At 72.7% G+C, this 18,354-nt stretch carries 16 protein-coding genes; 6 read left to right on the plus strand and 10 right to left on the minus strand.

All coding sequences use genetic code 11. The features are described 5' to 3' along the window. Nucleotides 1–32 precede the first annotated feature (32 nt). From AC5L38_RS01890 to AC5L38_RS01910, 5 genes are all read right to left on the minus strand, one after another. Nucleotides 33–1,478, minus strand: a complete 1,446-nt coding sequence (locus AC5L38_RS01890) for a hypothetical protein (protein WP_495240975.1) — start codon at nt 1,476–1,478, stop codon at nt 33–35. After that, nucleotides 1,468–2,685 (minus strand): hypothetical protein, encoded by a 1,218-nt coding sequence (locus AC5L38_RS01895; protein WP_495240976.1) that lies wholly within the window; start codon nt 2,683–2,685, stop codon nt 1,468–1,470. Before AC5L38_RS01895 ends, AC5L38_RS01890 begins: the two co-directional genes overlap by 11 nt. Nucleotides 2,686–2,803: 118 nt before the next feature. Continuing rightward, nucleotides 2,804–4,462, minus strand: a complete 1,659-nt coding sequence (locus AC5L38_RS01900) for a SulP family inorganic anion transporter (RefSeq protein WP_495241533.1) — start codon at nt 4,460–4,462, stop codon at nt 2,804–2,806. A gap of 68 nt (nt 4,463–4,530) precedes the next feature. Continuing rightward, nucleotides 4,531–4,872, minus strand: a complete 342-nt coding sequence (locus AC5L38_RS01905; protein WP_495240977.1) for an ArsR/SmtB family transcription factor — start codon at nt 4,870–4,872, stop codon at nt 4,531–4,533. Further along, on the minus strand, nt 4,872–5,072 hold the full coding sequence (locus AC5L38_RS01910; protein ID WP_495240978.1) for a hypothetical protein: 201 nt from the start codon (nt 5,070–5,072) through the stop codon (nt 4,872–4,874). Before AC5L38_RS01910 ends, AC5L38_RS01905 begins: the two co-directional genes overlap by 1 nt. A gap of 377 nt (nt 5,073–5,449) precedes the next feature. Between AC5L38_RS01910 and AC5L38_RS01915 the strand changes: the two genes are divergently transcribed. The 3 genes from AC5L38_RS01915 to AC5L38_RS01925 all read left to right on the plus strand — a co-directional run bounded on the left by AC5L38_RS01915 (nt 5,450) and on the right by AC5L38_RS01925 (nt 7,940). Then, on the plus strand, nt 5,450–6,304 hold the full coding sequence (locus tag AC5L38_RS01915) for a helix-turn-helix domain-containing protein (RefSeq protein ID WP_495240979.1): 855 nt from the start codon (nt 5,450–5,452) through the stop codon (nt 6,302–6,304). Nucleotides 6,305–6,395: 91 nt separating this feature from the next. After that, complete coding sequence (locus AC5L38_RS01920; protein WP_495240980.1) at nt 6,396–6,779, plus strand: hypothetical protein; 384 nt, start codon at nt 6,396–6,398, stop codon at nt 6,777–6,779. A 504-nt stretch (nt 6,780–7,283) separates the two neighbouring features. Next, nucleotides 7,284–7,940: a response regulator transcription factor gene (locus AC5L38_RS01925; RefSeq protein ID WP_495240981.1), complete on the plus strand. Its 657-nt coding sequence runs from the start codon at nt 7,284–7,286 to the stop codon at nt 7,938–7,940. Between the two features lie 87 nt (nt 7,941–8,027). On the opposite strand, the gene AC5L38_RS01930 is transcribed toward AC5L38_RS01925, so the two are convergent. Next, nucleotides 8,028–8,978: a proline dehydrogenase family protein gene (locus AC5L38_RS01930; RefSeq protein ID WP_495240982.1), complete on the minus strand. Its 951-nt coding sequence runs from the start codon at nt 8,976–8,978 to the stop codon at nt 8,028–8,030. A gap of 164 nt (nt 8,979–9,142) precedes the next feature. On the opposite strand from AC5L38_RS01930, the gene AC5L38_RS01935 reads away from it, so the two are divergent. Next, complete coding sequence (locus AC5L38_RS01935; protein ID WP_495240983.1) at nt 9,143–10,120, plus strand: helix-turn-helix domain-containing protein; 978 nt, start codon at nt 9,143–9,145, stop codon at nt 10,118–10,120. A gap of 133 nt (nt 10,121–10,253) precedes the next feature. Here the strand turns inward: AC5L38_RS01935 and AC5L38_RS01940 are convergent, their stop codons facing one another. Next, nucleotides 10,254–10,922, minus strand: a complete 669-nt coding sequence (locus AC5L38_RS01940; RefSeq protein ID WP_495240984.1) for a hypothetical protein — start codon at nt 10,920–10,922, stop codon at nt 10,254–10,256. A gap of 648 nt (nt 10,923–11,570) precedes the next feature. Between AC5L38_RS01940 and AC5L38_RS01945 the strand changes: the two genes are divergently transcribed. Both AC5L38_RS01945 and AC5L38_RS01950 read left to right on the plus strand, forming a co-directional pair. Next, nucleotides 11,571–11,945, plus strand: coding sequence for a hypothetical protein (locus AC5L38_RS01945; protein WP_440082286.1), 375 nt, complete (start codon nt 11,571–11,573; stop codon nt 11,943–11,945). Beyond that, nucleotides 11,942–12,298 carry a hypothetical protein gene (locus tag AC5L38_RS01950; RefSeq protein WP_495240985.1) on the plus strand — a complete coding sequence of 119 codons (357 nt, stop codon included), beginning with the start codon at nt 11,942–11,944 and terminating at the stop codon, nt 12,296–12,298. Before AC5L38_RS01945 ends, AC5L38_RS01950 begins: the two co-directional genes overlap by 4 nt. 23 nt (nt 12,299–12,321) lie before the next feature. Here AC5L38_RS01950 and AC5L38_RS01955 read toward each other — a convergent pair whose 3' ends face one another. The 3 genes from AC5L38_RS01955 to AC5L38_RS01965 are packed head-to-tail and all read right to left on the minus strand — an operon-like array spanning nt 12,322 to nt 18,234. Then, the gene (locus AC5L38_RS01955) at nt 12,322–14,316 is read right to left on the minus strand and encodes a prolyl oligopeptidase family serine peptidase (protein WP_495240986.1); all 1,995 of its coding nucleotides are present in this window, start codon (nt 14,314–14,316) and stop codon (nt 12,322–12,324) included. Between the two features lie 46 nt (nt 14,317–14,362). After that, a complete protein-coding gene (locus AC5L38_RS01960; protein ID WP_495240987.1) occupies nt 14,363–16,084 on the minus strand; it encodes an ATP-binding cassette domain-containing protein in 1,722 nt (573 codons plus the stop codon). After that, nucleotides 16,081–18,234, minus strand: coding sequence for an ABC transporter ATP-binding protein (locus AC5L38_RS01965; RefSeq protein ID WP_495240988.1), 2,154 nt, complete (start codon nt 18,232–18,234; stop codon nt 16,081–16,083). The genes AC5L38_RS01960 and AC5L38_RS01965 overlap by 4 nt, the downstream gene beginning before the upstream one ends. Between the last annotated feature and the right edge of the window lie 120 nt (nt 18,235–18,354).

The following is an 18,354-nucleotide window of genomic DNA, read 5'->3' on the forward strand; positions in this document are numbered from 1 at the left end:
GTCGTCGCGAGGGGCGGTCTTTCCCGGCCCGCTCACCGCCGGCCGGCCCGTACGGCCGCCGCCAGCGGGGTGTGCGGGCCCGCCGCGAGGATCAGCTCCTCCTGCAGGCGGCGCCTGGCCTGCGGGGTCAGCCGGTGGAACTGCGGTCCCGGCACGTAGCCCCCGGCCTCCTCGCCCGCCTTCACCTGGGTCACCAGCCCCGCGTGGCGCAGGACGCGCAACGCGGCGTCCAGCTCACCGATCGGCAGCCTGGTGTGCCGCCGGAGCTCGTCGACCTGGGCCGGGAACGGCGAGAGCCAGCTGTCGGCGGGCAGCAGGCCGTCGGCCCGCGGGATCGCCACCGAGTGGATCAGCACGAGCACCAGAACCGCCCGCTCGGACTCACCCAGAGCCGAGCCCGCTCCCGAGGCCGCACCAGCGCCCACTCCCGGACCGATTCCCGAACCCACTCCCGGACCCACTGCCGGGCCGACTCCTGAGCCCGCTTCCGAGGTCACACCCGTCCCCGGGGCCCTCTCCGCCCCCGGTGGCGAGCCCGAGCCCGGACTCGGACCCGGTCCGGAGGGCGCACCCCCTCCCGCGAGCGTCTCGGCCGCGTAGCCCGAGATCCACGTGTCGCGGTCGTGGACCAGGACCCGGCCGCGGCGCTCCAGCATCTCGGCGAGCGCGCGGCGCAGCACCGGGTCGCGCAGCGCGGGGAAACGGGCCTCGTGCACCGGCTCGGCCGCGTGCTCCACCGCCATGAAGGCCGCCACGACCTCCGCCCTGCGCCGCTCGTCGAACGGGCCGAGCAGATCCTCGTCCACCTCCTCGGGAACCGTGACACCGGCCCCCGCCTCCGCGTCGTCAGAGGCGTCCTCGGCGACCGGGAGCACCTCCAGGCCGCCCGGGGCCTCCTCACCGGCGGGCAGGCGGCGCATCAGCTCCCGCAACTGGGCGTGCGACGCGGCGGGCCAGGAGGCGCACCGGGGACCGAGCCGTACGAGACCGCCGGAGACCTCCAGCCAGGCCGAGTCGTGCAGGCGGCGCAGCGCGCCGACCGCCCAGTTGCGCATGAGGTCGTCGCCGCGCCCGATCAGCGCCCGGTACGTCGACAGCACGTCGTCCACCGTGGCCGCGCCGCCGGGCCAGGGGTCGGCGGACAGGTCGGTCCAGCAGCACCGCAGCGCCGCGGCCAGCACCCGCCGGGTCTCCCCGGATCGTTCCACCGCCACCGGCGCGACCTGGTACTCCTCCAGGAGCGACGGGGTCGCCCCGTCGGGCCAGACCGGCAACGCCAGGCCCGTACCGTCGCCGCGCCCCAGCCGTGCCATCCCGGCGGGAGCCGCCTCTCCGGCCCCGAGCGGGAGAGGACCGCCCGCCCTGGCGCGGATGTGCGCCGTCGCCTGCTCGTACCTCGCTCCCGCCGCTCCCGCCGCCACCGCGCGCTCGTGCGCGGGGGCCGTCGCGGCCGACGTGTGTCGCGGGTCAGCCGACACCGCCGGTCCTTTCGAGGTGGCCGTGGGAGAGCCAGGCGGGCTCGCCGCCGGGGTCGGCGGTGAGGCCGTCGGACCAGCGCAGGCGGTAGGGGGAGTCGGGACGCAGGTCGGCGGAGACGAGGTCGGCCAGCAGCCGGCGGGCGGAGACCCACTCGCCGTCGGCGGTGAGCAGCTCCTCCAGCCGAGCGGTGGAACGCCCGGCGAGCGCTGCCTCGGCCACGGCGGTCAGGTGGTCGAGCCCGTCGGTGCCGGGGTCGCGGGTGTCGGCGGGGCCGGGGTCGGGCAGGGCCGAGCGCGGGGGAGTGGGCTGGGCGGGTGCCGGGCGGGGGCTCTCGTCCACGGCCCTGACGATCGCGGCCGGGTCGTGCCAGGGGGCGGGGGCGTCGAAGACGAACCCGTCGAGCACCGAGGCCAGGCGCTCCCTGCTCGCGGTCTGCGCGAAGGTGCGCCAGGTCTCGGCGGGGAGCAGCGTCAGGTTCCTCGTCGTGCCCGCGGAGTCGGCCAGGCGCCCGGCGGCGCGGCGCGAGGCGTCGCTGTAGGAGTAGATGGCGGCGCGCAGCTCGGTGCAGGTGCGGTCGAGGTCGGGCCAGCGGGTGAGGATGGTGGCGTGCAGGCTCTGCGCCCGCCGGGCGATCTCCTCGGTGCCCCACAGCTTGGGCGCCTGCTCGCGCAGCTCCTCGATGGTGCCGCCGGTCAGCGTGATCAGCTCCAGCGCCCACAGCCGGAAGGCGCGCGACAGGTTCTGCGCGCTGACGCGGGCCTCCTCCATCGTCGTGCGGGGGTCGGCCACGTTGAGGTCTTCGAGCGCGAGCAGGCGGTGCATCTCCGACTGGCCGCCGTCGTCCATCATCCGGCGGATGAACATCAGCCCCACCACGCTGGTGAACGACGCGCGGTAGCGGAGCTGGTTGGGCTTGGGGAACACCTCGCGGATCGCGCCGAGACCACGCAGGACCCGGAGCCGGTTCTCGAACCGGTCGAGCGGGTAGGCCCGGCAGACGTGGCGCATCTGCTCGTGGGTCAGCCACTCCTCGCCCGCCTCGGCGAACGCCGCGAACAGCGTCTCGGCGATGTCGACCAGCGCCGGGTCGTCCACCACCGCGCCGCTGTCGCGGGCGAGCGCCGCGAACATGCGGCGGTAGGTCGAGAGCACGGCCTCCTCGGTGAGGGCCGAATCGAGCGTGATCTCGTGGTTCGTCTCTGGCACGCGCCCTACCGTAAGGCTTGCGCCCGACAATCCTGACCCGGACCGCCGAGAAGAGCCTCACGGAGAGACGCGGCTGAACACGCACCGCCTGCCGCCGTCGGCGGTCCCCTCGGGCCTCCTACGGTCGTGACTCGCCCAGGTCCGATGTCGGGCGAGTGGTGGCGGGTGCGGGCAGAACTCCGGCCTGCCGGAGCCGATCGCGGGCGGCCTCGATGGCCTCGGGCGTGGTGGCGAAGACGCGGCCGGCCTGGTCAAGGTGGGAGATGACACCGAGGGCGTGCAGGGGCTGGTGGTGGCCCTGGCGGATGCCGGAGACGTAGACGGTGATGCCGCGGCGTTGCAGCCGCTCCATGGCGTCGCCGAGGACCAGGGCGCCGCTGGCGTCGATAGTGGTGACGCGGGACATGCGCAGGATCACCACGGAGACGGCGGCGACCTCGGACAGTTCCAGCAGGAAACGGTGGGCCGCGGCGAAGAACAGCGGCCCGTCCAGGCGGTAGGCGACGATGTGCTCGGCGAGCAGGGCGTGCTCCTGCTCGCTGTGGTCGCCCGGCAGGTCGGGGTGAATCGGCGTCGCGTCCAGGCGAACGTCGCGTGCGATGGAGCGCAACGCCAGCGCGCCGGCCACGATCAGGCCGAGGATGACGGCCTGGACCAGGTCGAGCGCCAGGGTGGCGATCGCGGTCAGTCCCAGGACGACGGCGTCGCCGCGAGTGGAGCGGATCATAGCCTTGACCGAGCCGACCTCCACCATTCGTACCGAGGTGGCCAGCAGCACACCGGCAAGCGCGGCCAGCGGGATCCGGGCGACCAGGTCGGCGGCGATGAGCACGATCACGGTCAGGATGCCCGCGTGGGCCAGCGCGGCCAACCGTGACTGGGCGCCGGAGCGGACATTGACCGCGGTGCGGGCGATGGCACCGGTGGCCGGTACGCCGCCGAACAGCGGGACGACGAGGTTGGCCAGGCCCTGGCCGAACAGTTCCCGGTCGGGGTCGTGCCTGTGGTTGACGCTCATGCCGTCGGCCACGGCGGCCGACAGCAGGGACTCCAGCGCGGCCAGGGCCGCGACCGCGACCGCGGGGGCGAGCAGCGAACTCAGCGCGCCCACGTCCATGAAGGCCAGCGAGGGAGCGGGCAACCCGGCGGGCAGGTCCCCGATGCGCGCCACCGGCAGGTCGGCCAGCTGGGTCAGCAGGGTGGCGACGGCCACGGCGAGCAGGGAGAAGGGCACGGCGGGCCGGAGGCGTGCCCCCAGCAGCATCACCCCGGCCACCGTCAGGGCGATGGCCGGGGCCCACCACCGAGGCTGGGCGAGGAAGTCCCGTGCGGCGTGCCAGGCCACGGCGAGGACCCTGTCCCCGTCAGGAGTCTGCACTCCCAGGGCGGCCGGGACCTGCTGCAGGCCGATCACGCAGGCGATGCCGATGGTGAAGCCCTCCACCACGGGGGCCGGAACCAGGGTCATGTACCTGCCCGCGCGCCCCAGTGCCAGCGCGATCAACAGCAGCCCGGCCAGCACGCCGACCATCAGCACACCCGAGGCGCCGTGAGCGTGCATGATCGGCACCAGCACCACCGTCATCGCCCCGGTCGGGCCGGACACCTGCAGGCTCGAACCGCCGAACAGCGCCGCCAGTACTCCGGCGACCACCGCGGTGGCCAGACCCGCCGCGGCGCCCATGCCCGAGGAGATGCCGAACCCCAAGGCCAGCGGCAACGCCACGATCGCCACCGTGAGTCCGGCCAGCAGGTCGCGGCGGGGGCGGCGGCCCATCGCGGCCAGTTCCCCGCCCTCGGGCAGCACGCCGCGCAGGCGGGTCCAGCCCGAGGAGAGCAAGGGGATCACGAGGTGCCGTTCTCGGTCTCGATCAGTTCGTTCAGCAGCTCGTACTGCCCGGCGAGCATCTGCGTCAACAGCTTGCGCGCCGCACGCAGCAACTCGGCCACATCACCGCCGGCCAAGGCGTAGACCACGGTGGAACCGTTGCGGTGTGCGGTGACCACCCCCGAACGGCGTAACACGGCCAGATGCTGCGACAACCCCGTCGGTTCCACCTCGATGGCGGCCAGCAGGTCCCGCACCGGCATCGGCCCCTCCTGCAGCAGCTCCAGCACCCGGATCCGGACCGGGTGGCCCAGCAGCCGGAACAGCTCCGCCTTGGCCTCGTACAGCGGAACCGACATCACCGAGAGGTCCTCTCGCCCGGCTCGGTCCCACCCGGGCCGATCGGCACACCGTGTGTACGAGCCAGGCGCGTCACGTGCTCCCACTCCGCTTCGGCCAGCATCAGCTCGTCGACGTCATCGCCGTGGCGGGCCGCCTCCAACGCGGCGACCGCGCGGCGTGCCCGTTCCCTGACCGCGGTGGCGAAAGACCCGTGCATGGCACACCTCTGATCTCGGTCTCATCCGACGGCACCATCATGTACTCAATTGCGCAAGTTCGCAATTCATGGAAACGTAGGCAGGGTAAACGGGGGACGCGGTCACAGCCCGCCGCCTCGCCGGTCGACCTGGCTCGCCGCCCGGACCGGCCTGTGCCCGTCATCGGCCTGCCCGGCCGGGCTCAGAGCCCTTCGGCTCGGTCCGTCGGTCCGGCCCATCTGCGAGATCGCCGAGCGTGAACGGGCCGGAAGGCGATAGGGAACGGGATGGGAGCGCGCCCACGATTCCCCGGCAACTATTCGCAACATTTAAGACAGATCGCAACATCCGACGTACTGTCGGAGCACCAACCCCCCGCGGTGACAAGGTGATGGAGATGGCGACCTCCACAGCACGCATCGACGAGGCCAAAGGCATTCTCGCCGCCAGGCTCAGGGCGCTCCGCGCCGACGCCGGGCTGACAGGGCGAGCGCTGGCGGCGAAGACCGGCCTGGACCACACCAAGATCTCCAAGATCGAGAACGCGGTCCAGATGCCCAACCAGGCGGACATCCGTACGTGGTGCGAGGCCTGTGACGCGGACGAGCAGGTGGTCGACCTCATCGCGGCCGCCCAGAACATCGACGCGATGTACACCGACTGGCGCCGCCTGGAGGAGAGCGGCCTCGGCCATGTCCAGCGCTCCTTCCAGCCGCTGTACGACAAGACCCACCAGTTCCGCGTCTGGCAGCACTCGGCCGTGCCCGGCCTGCTCCAGACCGGTGACTACGCCCGGGGCCACCTGCGCGCCATCATCGACTTCCGCGGCATCCCGGACGACATCGAGGCCGCGGTCGCGGCGAGGCTGAAACAGCAGGAGATCCTGCGCAACGGGAGCAAGCGATTCGCGTTCGTCGTCGGGGAGCAGGCGCTCCGCATGCCGCTGGTCGGCCCCGAGCAGATGGCCGCACAGCTCGACCGGCTGGCGGAGCTGACCTCCGGCACCGCGAACGTGTCCTTCGGCATCGTCTCCGCGACGATCAGGCCGCCGCTCATGCCGCCGGAGAACTTCTGGATATACGACGCCAACCGGGTTCGCGTCGACACCGTGCCCGGCCAGATCCAGCACAAGGCCCCGAGCGACGTGGTCGTGTACGAGAAGGCGTTCCGGGCGCTGAGCGGTGCCGCGGTGTACGGGAAGGAGGCCCGCGACATGCTGCGGGCCGCGGCCGGCGGGTTCCGCGCGAAGTGACACCGGAAAAGGGGTGATTCGCGAGGAGTGAACACGCAACATCACGCAACATCGTTGAGGCGGGCGTCCAAAGATCTTTACCCTCGCCAGCGTGACCGTTGATCACAGAACCCCCGAAGTCCTCGCGCCTCCTCCCGCCGAACTCCGGGCCCGTGAACTGGCGGCCCTGCTGGCCCGATCTCACAACATCCCGGCGGACGTCCATCGCCTGCCGTCTGGAAAGATCGTCATCTCCGTTTACTACGGCCTGGTCGCCCGCCTGGACGACGCGTGCCGTTTCTGGTGGATCGTCCCGGTCTCCGCGGACCGGGACAGGCCGCTCTGGACGAGCGCCGCCACCCCGATGGCGGCGGCGATCCGGATAGCCGGTCACTACCGGGAACTGCGTGCCCGCCCGCTGCACCACCTGATACGCGGCGGTTACCTGCTGACCGACGTCCTGATGGAACACCACGAGGCCGCCGCCCCGGTTTGACGGCTATAGCCAAATCCGTCCCATTTCAAGGTTGCTCGCCGAACGCGTCATTATTCGATAGTTCTCATTAAGATTGTCCGAATTTAATGGCATTCGACAAGCGCGTCGTGGTTTGACGATGCCCGCCAAGCTTGTAGCGATTCGATGGCACTCGCCGGAATCACCCCGGTTACCGACCGCAGTCGGAATCACCTTCCCGAAACTCGGCCCCGCCATCCGGCGAGCACGAGGCCGAGCACTCTGCGAAGAGGGCCGCGCGGGCCGTCGCGACCGACGATGGCGGCCGATTCGGTCGCCTCGCACCGGTCGCGGGCACTTTTCGTGAGGGTGCCCGCCGGGCGCCTGCCCTCATTGGATGCGGGGTGAAGTCTCCGACCTGCGCGAATCGCGGCTCAATACCCTGTCTTTCGTGTTTAACTCGGACTTGCGGTAGTCACCCGACTTCCTTGGGTAGTGTCCCCGGGCCAGATGAGAGCGCGCGGTGTAGCAAGGGGGAGACGATTCATGATCAGCGTCCTGATCGCCGAGGACATGCATCTCGTCCGAGGGGCCATGGTCGCCCTGCTCTCCACGGAGAGTGACATCAAGGTCGTCGCCGAGGTCGGTCACGGCGACGAGGTGGTCCGCTCCTGCCTGCTCCACCAGCCGGACGTCGCGCTCATCGACATCGGCCTGCCGGGCACCGACGGTCTCACCGCGACGGCGGAGGTGCACCGCAGACTTCCCGAGTGCGGGACGGTGATCCTGACCGGGCTCGCGACCCCGGCCGCGCTGCGCCGGGCGCTGGACGCCGGAGCGCGCGGCTTCGTCGTCAAGGACGCCCCGGCCGGCCAGCTCGCGGGCTGCGTACGCCGGGTGGCCGCCGGTGAGCGGGTCGTCGACCCCGAACTGGCCGTCGCCGCCCTCAACGCGAAGAGAAACCCGCTCACCGCGCGCGAGCTTGAGGTCCTGGAGGCCGCGGCCGAGGGAGCGCCGGTCGGAGAGATCGCCGACCGTCTCTGCCTGTCCGGCGGCACGGTACGCAACTACCTGGCCCGGATCCTCAACAAGGTCGACGCCCGCACGCGCGTCGAGGCGGTCAGGATCGCCAGGGAGGCGGGCTGGCTGTGGTCCCACGACCTGCCCGAACCGATCCTGAGCCGCTACCGCTCGCTCAACTGACCACCCGCCCCGGTCCCGGCCCGCCGCCCCGATCTCGTCGATCTCGTCGATCTCGTCGGTCTCGGAGCTCTGAGAGCCGAGCGCCCGTTAGGGGGTGGCGGCGTCGACGAGGGCCTGGAGCAGCCGTCGCGGGTCCTCGGCCAGCCGGTTGCACACGTACAGCCACCACTCGGTGCCGAAGACGACGTACTCGCGGGTGGGGTGGCCGCGTTCGGCCATCGCGGCGAGGCGGTCGGGACCGAGGCCCAGGAGGGTCTCGAACTCCCACGGCGCGTCGGCACGGCCGGTCCCGCCGAGATGACGGTCGACACGGTGGATCAGGTCCCAGTCGTGGGTCGCGAACGAGCACAGGTGTCCCGAATCGGCCAGCGACCCGGCGTGGCGCAGGTAGGCGGCGGCCAGCGCGGGGTCCTCACGCGCGTAGGCGACGGTCTCCGGCTCCAGGAAGGCGCCCTTGACCAGGCGGATCCGGCCCGGCAGGGCGAGGAGTCCCGGCAGGTCGTCATCGGTACGGTGCAGCCTCGCCTGGACGGTGATCCCGACGTGGTCGAACCGCTCGCACAGCCTGCGGTGCACCGACAGGACCGCGTCGGTGCGGTCGGAGCCCTCCGCCGAAATGATCATTTCTCGTCCGGTGCCGGCGGTCGCCTCCGCGACGCGGACGGCGTTGCCGAGGGCGAGCTCCTCGTCGATCGCGAGGCCGATGTGCGAGAGGTCGAGGGAGACCGAGCACCGGGGCGGGAGCAGCCGGGCGGCGTCGACGAACACGGCCGTCTCCGCCAGGGCCCGCTCCGGGTCACGGCAGCTCTCTCCCATGTACTCGACGTTCGCGCGGTGGCCGTTCGCGAGGATCTCCGCCACGCGCTCCAGCGCGTCCGCGAGGGTCTCCCCGGCCACGAAGCGGCGGGCCACCCGCCGGGCGAGGGGGCCGATCACGGGGTCCGCGGGCACCCGCCACTTGAGCCCCTCGTCGAGCGCGAGCGCGCGCAGGACCTGGGCCGCCCTGATGGAGGTCTCTTCGATATCGGTGATCATCATGTGCCTAGCTGTCGAGGATGAGAACGTCGCCGGGACAGGCCCCGCCGGCCCGATGACCAGCCTCCCAGCGGCCCGACATCCCAGAAAGTGGCAGAAATGACTAACATGGTGAAATTCCTGCCACTCATCGCCCCGAGCACGTACCCGTCACACCAGGAGGTCCCATGCTGCGCGACGTCGCCGTCCTGGCCCTCGACGGCGGGCACGCCTTCGAGCTGGGGGTGTTCTGCGAGGTGTTCGGCATCGACCGCAGCGACGACGGCCTGCCCGCCTACGACTTCGCGGTCGTCTCCGCCACGGGCGAGAGCGTCCGCACCAGGCACGGCTTCCGCATCGAGACCCCGCACGGGCTGGAGCGGCTGGAGTCGGCGGACCTCATCGGCGTCCCGGCCTCGGATCCGGGCGTACGGCAGCCGGAGGAGCTGTCCGAGGCCCTGCGGGCGGCGGTGCGGCGCGGAGCCCGGGTGCTCAGCATCTGCTCCGGCGCCTTCCTGCTCGGGGAGGCAGGCCTGCTGGACGGCCGCCGCTGCACCACCCACTGGCGCCACGTCGAGGAGCTCGCCCGCCGCTACCCGCTGACCCGGGTGGAACCGGACGTCCTCTACGTCGACGAGGACCCGGTCATCACCGGCGCGGGCACCGCCGCCGGGATCGACGCCTGCCTGCACCTGGTCCGCAAGGAGCACGGCGGCGCCGTCGCGGGCGACATCGCCCGGCGCATGGTGGCGCCCCCGTACCGCGACGGAGGCCAGACCCAGTACGTCAGGCGGCCGGACCCCGAGCCGGGCGCCGGGCACCTCGCGTCACTGCTGACCTGGCTGGAGGCCAACCTCCACCGGGAGCTGACCGTGGAGAGGATGGCCCGCCGGGCCAACATGTCACCGCGCACCTTCGCCCGCCGCTTCCACCGGGAGATCGGCACCACGCCGCTCCAGTGGCTCACCGGCCAGCGCGTCCTGCTGGCCCAGCGCCATCTGGAGAGCACCGACGAGCCGGTCACCCTCGTCGCCGAACGAGCCGGGTTCGGGTCGGTCGCCACGCTGCGCCACCATTTCGCCCGGCATCTGGGAACCACGCCGCACGCCTACCGGCGCGCCTTCCGCGGCCCGCACACGGCCTCGGGCGACGGTCAGCGCGGCTGACCGGGGCCGGCCGGCCGTCGTCGTGGTCGATCGCCCCGGCCGGCCACCGAGCCGGAAGACGGACGCTCACCGCCGGGCCGCGGTGCCGTACGGCCGCGGGCCTCCTCGATGTGATCCGGTGCCGGCCGATCGATCAGCAGCGACGCGTCCAGCGCTTGCCCACGAACGCGTTGCCGCACCCGCTGTGGGTCGACTCCGGAGAACCGTTCTCGCCATCGGTGCAGACGCCGTTCACCGTCTGTGTGCACTGATTGGTGGCGACGCACTCGCCGTTGATGGTCGTGGTGCAATATTCCTCTTCTTCCTCCTCCGCCTCGGGCATGTCCGGATCTTCGTAACCGATCGCGGCCTTGGCGGCGTCCCCGCCCTTTCTCCGGGCACGGTGTGCCTCCGCGTACGGTGTCCGAAAGGAGCCGTCCTCGGCCTTCTTTCCCACTGCTGGAACATGGCCGTCGATCCGGATGTAGTACCAGTCGTAGCCCTTCTCGCCGTCATCGCACCTGATGTCGGCGAACCGAATTCGACTGCTTTTTCGTACGCAGACCTCGACGCGGTCCTCGACGTCGGCGACCCGCACCTCCGAGCCGATGCCGCCCTTCGCGGGAGCCCGGTACGAGTCACCGGACGGCCGCTTGAACGAACCCCGCTTCGCTTTCGAGCCGGTGGCGGGCACCCGAACGTCCAGCGGGAGAAAGTACCAGGTGACATCGGACCGCGCGTCATCGCAACCCCGGTAATCGACCCGTACCCGGGTCCTCTTCGCGACGCAGATCTCGATGAATCCCGCTTCTTCGTCCTCCACGTTCTCGGTGCCCTCCGTTGTCTCCCGGACCGGTTGCGGGACGGCGGGAGCTTCACCGGGAGCGGAGACGGATGTCGTGGTGGTACATCCGGCGACCACGAATGCTGAGGTGGCCAGGCATACCAGCCGTGAACCGATCGGTGACAAAGGCCCTCACTACGCGAGAAGAAGTAATCAGGTCGATCAACGACAGGCGCGATGACGGAGTTCCGGCCGGCTGCCGGTTCGTCCTGAGGGCACAGCGGGAAAGCCGAAAGTGCGGAAAGCCGCGGCGGACGGTCTGGATCTCAGGATCCGGACCTGTGCGGACCGCACTCAACTCACCGGACAAGAGGCCGTGAAGACGAATGGGCGCGGCTGGTCTTCGATTCACATATTGCTCGTTGTCATCAGACGAAAGTGACCGCACGCATTCCTCGGGAAACATGGGACCGGCGCGGACCTCAGGAGCTTCGGCCCAAGCCCAACCTCGAAGGCCAGGGTGCTTCCGTCGGCGCTCAGGCGGTCGACGGCATCGATGATCCGCTGTACTTCGGAACACGTTCCGAAGTACCATGTGGCATGGTTACACCGACCGTTCCGTTCTCCGATCTTTCAAAGCACTCCAAGCGAGTCGCCGAGACCCTCGATCGCGTTCACCGGGTGCATGTGAAGCGCCGAGACGGAGAGGACCTGTTCATCTCCACCGCGCGGCACGACCGGCAGAGAGAGGAGACCGCGGACATCGCGGCCCGCATGGTCGCGGCACTCCTCGCCAGCGACGAGGGCACTCGCGCGGTCCTGCACGCCCTGCCCACGGTCTTCCCCTGGGTAAGGCACCTCTCCCTGGAGGAGAAGAGGGAGTTCGTCCAGGAACTGGTCGACGCCACGCGGGACGCGGTCGAGCTGGACGTTCACGCCACCCTGCACCGGCTCATCGTCGAATGGCGTGCCACCGCCCGCGTCCTCGCAGACCCCTCGCTGACCGCACAGCTCACCCGTGCGCTGCCCGATGACGATCACGGTGAGGTGATCGCGCCGTGAGTCCCAAGCGCGGCGACGCGGTGGCCCCGCCACCGATCGGTGACGAGTGGCACCTGCGGTTCGCCACCAGCGAGGCGGCCAAGGGGTGGGCCGATCTGTGCGCTGAAGCCGCGGGCAACACCCGGCGCTGTTTCGAGGCGCTGCGCGCCGCCCCGCTGTCGCAGGACGACCCCGACCGGCAGCACCGCCTGCGAGGCCGTCTCGCCGCCGGGACCCTGGGCGGTCGCGAATACCCGCAGTGGGAGTACGAGGTCACCGCGGGCGGTCGCGTGCGTTACCTCGTCGACGAGTCCCGGAGAACCGTCCACCTCGTCTACGCCTCGACGCGCCACCCCAAGGACACCGACGCCTGACTGCCAGGAAGCCGGAGAGGCCTTCACGTACCGGCCTCCAGGCCGGTGTGGGCGGCGAGGAAGGCGAGCATGTCCGCGGCCAGGCCGACGGCGCGGCCCGCCGAGCGGGAGCCGTGGCCGACGTCGCCCTCGTGGCGCAGCAGAATCGGCCGCGGGCCCGACGTCGCCGCCTGCAGCGCCGCGCACATCTTGCGCGCGTGCATGGGGTCGACGCGGGAGTCGCCGCCGAAGGTGGTCAGCAGCGTCGCCGGGTAGTCGACGCCCTCGGTGACCCGGTGGTAGGGGGAGTAGCCCAGCAGCCAGCCCAGCTGCTCGGGGTCGTCGGCCGAACCGTACTCCGGACGCCACGCCGGGCCGAGCCCCGACCGCTCGTACCTGACCATGTCGAGCAGCGGCGCCGAGCAGACGGCGGCGGCGAACAGGTCGGGGCGCTGGGTCAGCGCGGCGCCTACCAGCAGCCCGCCGTTCGACTCGCCGCACGCGGCCAGCCGCTCGGGGGTGGTCCAGCCGTCCGCGACGAGCTTCTCGGCCGCCGCCGCGAAGTCGTCGAAGACGTTCTGCTTGCGCTCCAGCATGCCGTCGCGGTGCCAGGCCGCGCCCTCCTCGCCGCCGCCGCGCAGCTGGGCGAGGGCGAAGACGCCGCCCGCCTCGACCCAGGGCAGGATGTAGCTGGAGTACGACGGCGCGAGCGAGAGCCCGAACCCGCCGTAGCCGTACAGGATCGTGGGCCTGGGGCCCGAGCCGGGGCGGGCCAGCACGACCATCCGCACCGGGGTGCCGTCCGCCGAGGCGAAGACCACCTGGCGGGCCTCCAGCTCGGGCACCTCCACGGCGCCGGGCGCGGTGCTCCACGGCGAGGTCTCCCCGGTGCGCGTGTCGTAGCGGTGCACCCCCGAGGGCGTGACGCTGTCGGTGTAGGTGAACCAGACCTCGTGGCCGCCCTCCGGGCGGGTGGTCATCCCCCCGGCCGAACCGAGGCCGGGCAGCGGCACCAGCCCGCGCAGCCCGCCGGTCGCCAGGTCGTGGACGCTGATCTCGCTGACCGCGTGCCGGGTCCGGCCTACGAGGAGGGACCCCCCGGCGATCGCGAACTCGCCGATCACCGCCTCCGGATCCTCCTCGACCAGGTCGACCCAGTGCTCGGGGCCCGGCCGCGCCGGGTCGGCCACGCACAGCCGGCCCCTCGGCGCGTCCAGGGTGGTGAGCAGGTACAGGCGCCCGTCGCGGCCGACGGCCGGCGCCGTCACCGCGCCCGCCCCCCGCTGGATCACCCGCAGGTCGGGGCGTTCGGGGGAGGAGGAGGACAGGTCGGCCAGCCAGAGGTCGTTGCCGCCGCCCGCCATCGCCGAGACCGTCAGCCAGCGCCCGTTGTAACTGATCCCCAGCCCGTACGAGCGCTCCTCGGCCATGATCACGGCGTCGTCCTCGGCGGGGGTGCCGAGCCGGTGCAGGCGGACCTGGCGGGAGCGCACGTAGAAGAACGCCTTCCCGTCGGGCAGCCACGCCACGGGCGCGTACCGGCAGCGGTCGATCGGGCCGTCCACCACCCGGCGGGTCGTGACGTCCATGACCCGCAGCTCCGAGCGCTCGTCGCCGCTCCTGGACAGCTGGTACGCCACCAGCCTGCCGTCCAGGTCGGGCTGCCAGTGGTCGAGCGTGGTCAGCCCGCTCGGGTCGAGCTCCATCGGGTCGATCAGCGCCTCCTCCACCCCGTCGGGCCCGGTGCGGTAGAGGACCGCGTGCTCCTGCGCCGCCGTACGGCGCAGGAAGAACCGGCTCCCGCCGCGCCACATCGGCGTGCCGACCGTCCCGGCCCCGGTCAGCGCGGCCACCCGCGAGTGCCACAGGTCGCGGCCCGGCAGCGTGCCGGCGTGCTCGCGCCAGAGCTGCTCCTGGGCGGCCGTCCAGCTCCGGGTCTCCGGGCTGTCCGGATCCTCCAGCCACCGGTACGGGTCGGGCACGGCGCGGCCGTGAAGGTGGTCGACGACCGGTCGCCGCTCGGCGGGAGGGTAGATCATCGGATTCCTCCGGGGGAAGACCTCGGGCTCGGACTCTGGACGGGGATCATGGCACCAGCTCCTGCGCGCTCGACGGGTCCCACTGCCCGGCCAGGTCGGCGTAGAGCGGGGAGGCGGCGAGCATCTCCTCGTGCGTGCCCAGCCGGACGCTGGTGCCGTCCATGACGAGGATCCGCCGGGCCCGCAGGGCGGAGGTCAGCCGGTGGGCGATGACGAGGAGCGTGCCGCCCCGGCGGGCGAACGCCTCCTCGGCGCGGGCCTCGGCCACCGGGTCCAGGTGGCACGTCGCCTCGTCGAGGATCACCAGCCGGGCCGGGGCGAGGTAGGCGCGGGCCAGGGCGACCAACTGCCGTTCCGCGGGCGACAGCAGCCCCGGGTCGATCTCGGCCGGGTAGCCGCCCAGCCGCGCCACCAGGTCCGTCAGGCCGACCGCGGCCACCGCGCCGTCCACCGCCTCCGGCGAGGCGTCGGCCAGGTAGGTCAGGTTCTCCAGCAGGGAGCCGCGGAAGACGTACGCCTCCTGCGGGATGAGCACCCGGTCGGCGGGGTCGAGCCGGTCGGCGGGCACCCCGCGCACCAGGACCCGGCCCGAGCCCGGCGTGAGCATTCCGGTCAGGAGCGCGGCGAGGGTGGACTTGCCGATGCCGCTGGGGCCCACGACCGCGACGTGGTCGCCCTCGGGGACCACCAGGTCCAGGCCGTCGATCACCGGTTCCGCGTGCGGGCCGTACGCGAACGTCACGCCGCGCAGCTCGGCCGCCTCGTTCGTGTCCTGTGCCGCGATCCGCCCGCGTGCCCGTACGGGCGGGTCGCCGTCGCGCAGCAGCCGGCCGAGGGCCACCCGCAGCCGGACCCCGTTGATGCCCAGTCCCTCCACGAGGTTGCCGAGCGCGGGCGCCAGCGACTGCGTGACGTAGGCCAGGGCGCCCAGGATCACCCCGGCGCCCGCGCCCTCACCCACCAGCCAGGGGGTCCAGGCCAGCACCAGCAGGACGGGCAGCCAGCCGCCCACCGCCAGCGACAGCGTGCGCAGCGCGGTCACCCGCGCCAGCGACCGGGCCGCGCGGGCCTGTTCCGTCACCCGCAGGCCGACGTCGTCCGCCACCCGCTCCTCGGCCCGGCAAGCGGTGATGTCGCGCAGCCCGCCCACCATGGTGGCCAGCGCCTCGGCGGTGCGCTCGTCGGCCAGGATGAAGTCCCGCTGCCGCCTGGCCAGGGCGCGCAGCGACAGCAGGAAGACGACGAGGCCCGCGACGAAGGGGGGCAGCACCAGCGCGAGCACCTCGGGCACGAGGGTCGCCAGCCCGAGCACGACGCTCACCACGGTGAACGCGAACGACCTGACCACCGTGATGACCGAGGCGAAGGCGTCGCGGGCCAGCTCGACCTGCAGGTTGGAGCGGGCCACCGCCGCCGCCCCCGGTTCCCGTCCGGACGAGACCGAGTGGCGCAGCGCGTCGTCGACGACATGCGCGAGCAACTCCTCGCGGAACGGCTCCACGATCGAGGCGACGGCCATCACCACCTGCCGCGCGCCGACCGCGGCCAGCAGCCACGCGCCGCCGAGCAGGGCCAGCCAGGCGAACCCGGCCGCGGGTCGTCCGGCGCCGAAGCCGTCGTCGATCGCCCGCGCGATGGCCAGGCCGATGACCAGCGAGGGCGCCGTCTCCGCGACGGACCAGCCCGCGAGCCTGACCAGCTGGTACGGGTCCCTCCTGAGCGCCCGCCGGAGGGGCCTGTTGACGACGTGCCCGTCCGGGGTGTTCACGAGGTACCCGCCCGGAAGGACGCGTCGGCCTGGAGGGAGGCGCCCGTTCGGAAGGGCCCCTCGGGCCGGGGGGACACGTCGGCCCGGGAGGGCGTGTCCGCCTGTGGAGAGGCGACCGTTCGGAGAGGCGTGTCCGTCTGTGGGGAGGTGACCGCTCGGGAGGGTGTGTCCGCCTGTGGAGAGGCGACCGTTCGGAGAGGCGTGTCCGTCTGTGGGGAGGTGACCGCTCGGGAGGGTGTGTCCGCCTGTGGAGAGGCGACCGTTCGGAGAGGCGTGTCCGTCTGTGGGGAGGTGACCGCTCGGGAGGGTGTGTCCGCCTGTGGGGAGGTGACCGTTCGGAGAGGCGTGTCCGCCCGGGAGGGCGCGGCCGTCTGGGGGGACGTGCCGGTCTGAAAGACGGCCCGGTAGGCCGGGTCGGCCCAGAGCGCGCGGTGGCCGCCGCACGCGCGTACCCGGCCGTCGTCCAGCCAGATCACCCGGTCGGCCGCGGCGGCGGTCGCCACCCGGTGGGTCACGATCAGGCGTGTGCGGTCGCCCAGTTCCCTGGAGAGCGCGCGGGCGACCTGGCGCTCGGTGACGGTGTCCAGGCTGGAGGTGGCGTCGTCCAGGATGAGCAGGCGCCATCCCTGCGCGAAGGCGCGGGCCAGCCCGAGCCGCTGCCGCTCACCGCCGGACATGGGCGCCTCCTCCAGCGGTGTGTCGTACCCCAGGGGAAGCCGCCGGACGAAGGCGTCGGCGCGGGCCGCCCGCGCCGACGCCCGCACGACCTCGCCCTTCCCGTCCGTCCGGCCGTCGCGGCGGCGGTAACGGTGGCCGGACCCGGTGCCGGTACGAGGCCCGTGACGGTCGCGGCCGGCGCCGGAAGCGTCGATTCCAAGGGCGACGGCGGCGCCGACGGTGTCGCCGAGCAGCGCCGGGCGCTCGAAGGCGTACCCGACGGCGTGGCGCAGCGCCTCGCGGGAGAGGTCGGGCAGCGGCACGCCGTCGAGGAGGACCGTGCCGTGCCGCGGGTCCACCAGCCGTCCGGCGACCGCGGCGAGCAGGGACTTGCCCGCGCCCGAGCGGCCGACCACGGCCACCGCCTGCCCGCCGGGGATGACGAGATCGACGTCGCGCAGGCCGCCCGCGTCGACACCGCGAAGTTCGAGCGTGCCGGGACCGGCGGGCAGCGGGCGCGTGCCGTAGGCCCGCGGGCTCTCGGCGGTCAGCTCCTCCACCCTGGCCGCGGCGGCCCGCGCCCTGGCCAGGCGGCTGACGTAGCCCAGCGCCGAGCCGAGACCGGCGCCGAGCACGACGTAGCGGGCGGCGGCGTACAGCTCTCCGGCCGTGAGGTCCCCGGCGGCCAGGCGCAGCCCGCCCACCCCGAGCACGGCCACCTCCAGCAGCGGGACCACCGCCCCCGCCTGCACGCCGGCCCGCGCGTTGGCCCGCCACATCTCCATGGCGTGCGCGCGCAGCCGGGGCAGGGCGGTCAGCACCCGCGCCCGCTCCTGGTCGGCGGTGCCGGCCGCGGCGATCGTACGGGCCCCGGCGAGGGCGTCGACCAGGCGGGCGGCGATGTCGCTCTGCGCCGCCTGGTAGTCGCCCGCTATTGAGGTGCTCACGTTGAGGAAGGCCCGCAGGACGAGCGCGATGAGGACGAGCCCGGCGACCAGTGTCACGGTCAGCAGGGGGTCGATGAGGGTGAGGGCCACCACGCCACCCGCGGTGGGGATGACCAGCGCGGCCCCGGTGACGATCGACTCGGGGGCGCGCCCGATCTCCTCGGTGTTCAGGCCCATCCGGGTGACCAGGTCCCCCTCGGGGAACCGGCGGGTGATCACCGGCCCGACGCCGAGCACGTCGCGTACGACCCGGTTCCTGAGCCAGGCCGAGGAGCGCGCGCCGCTCGATCCGGCGGCCCAGACGCCGAGGGTGTCGCAGACCACGGTCAGGATCACGGCGGCGGCGCAGGCGCCGAGCCAGGTCGCCGCGCCGGTGCCGCCGGGGGCGCCGGTCGTGCCGGCCACGAGCTCGTCGACCGTCCTGCCCAGCACGAACGGGAGCGCGAGCTGCGCGAACGCGCCCAGGACGGAGGTGACCGCGAGGACGGCCAGCCAGGGTCCGCCACGCCGTACGGTGTCGGCCACCAGCCGGTCCGCTGCCCGCACGTTGGCTCCTCCTCGGACTTCCCGGACTTCCCGGACTTCTCCGGCTTCGCGAACTTCCCCGACGGCCCTGACCGGCCCTGACCGGCCCTGAGCCGGGTGGCTTCTCCGAGGTCGAGGAAC

The organism is Streptosporangium nanhuense (genome assembly GCF_059358815.1).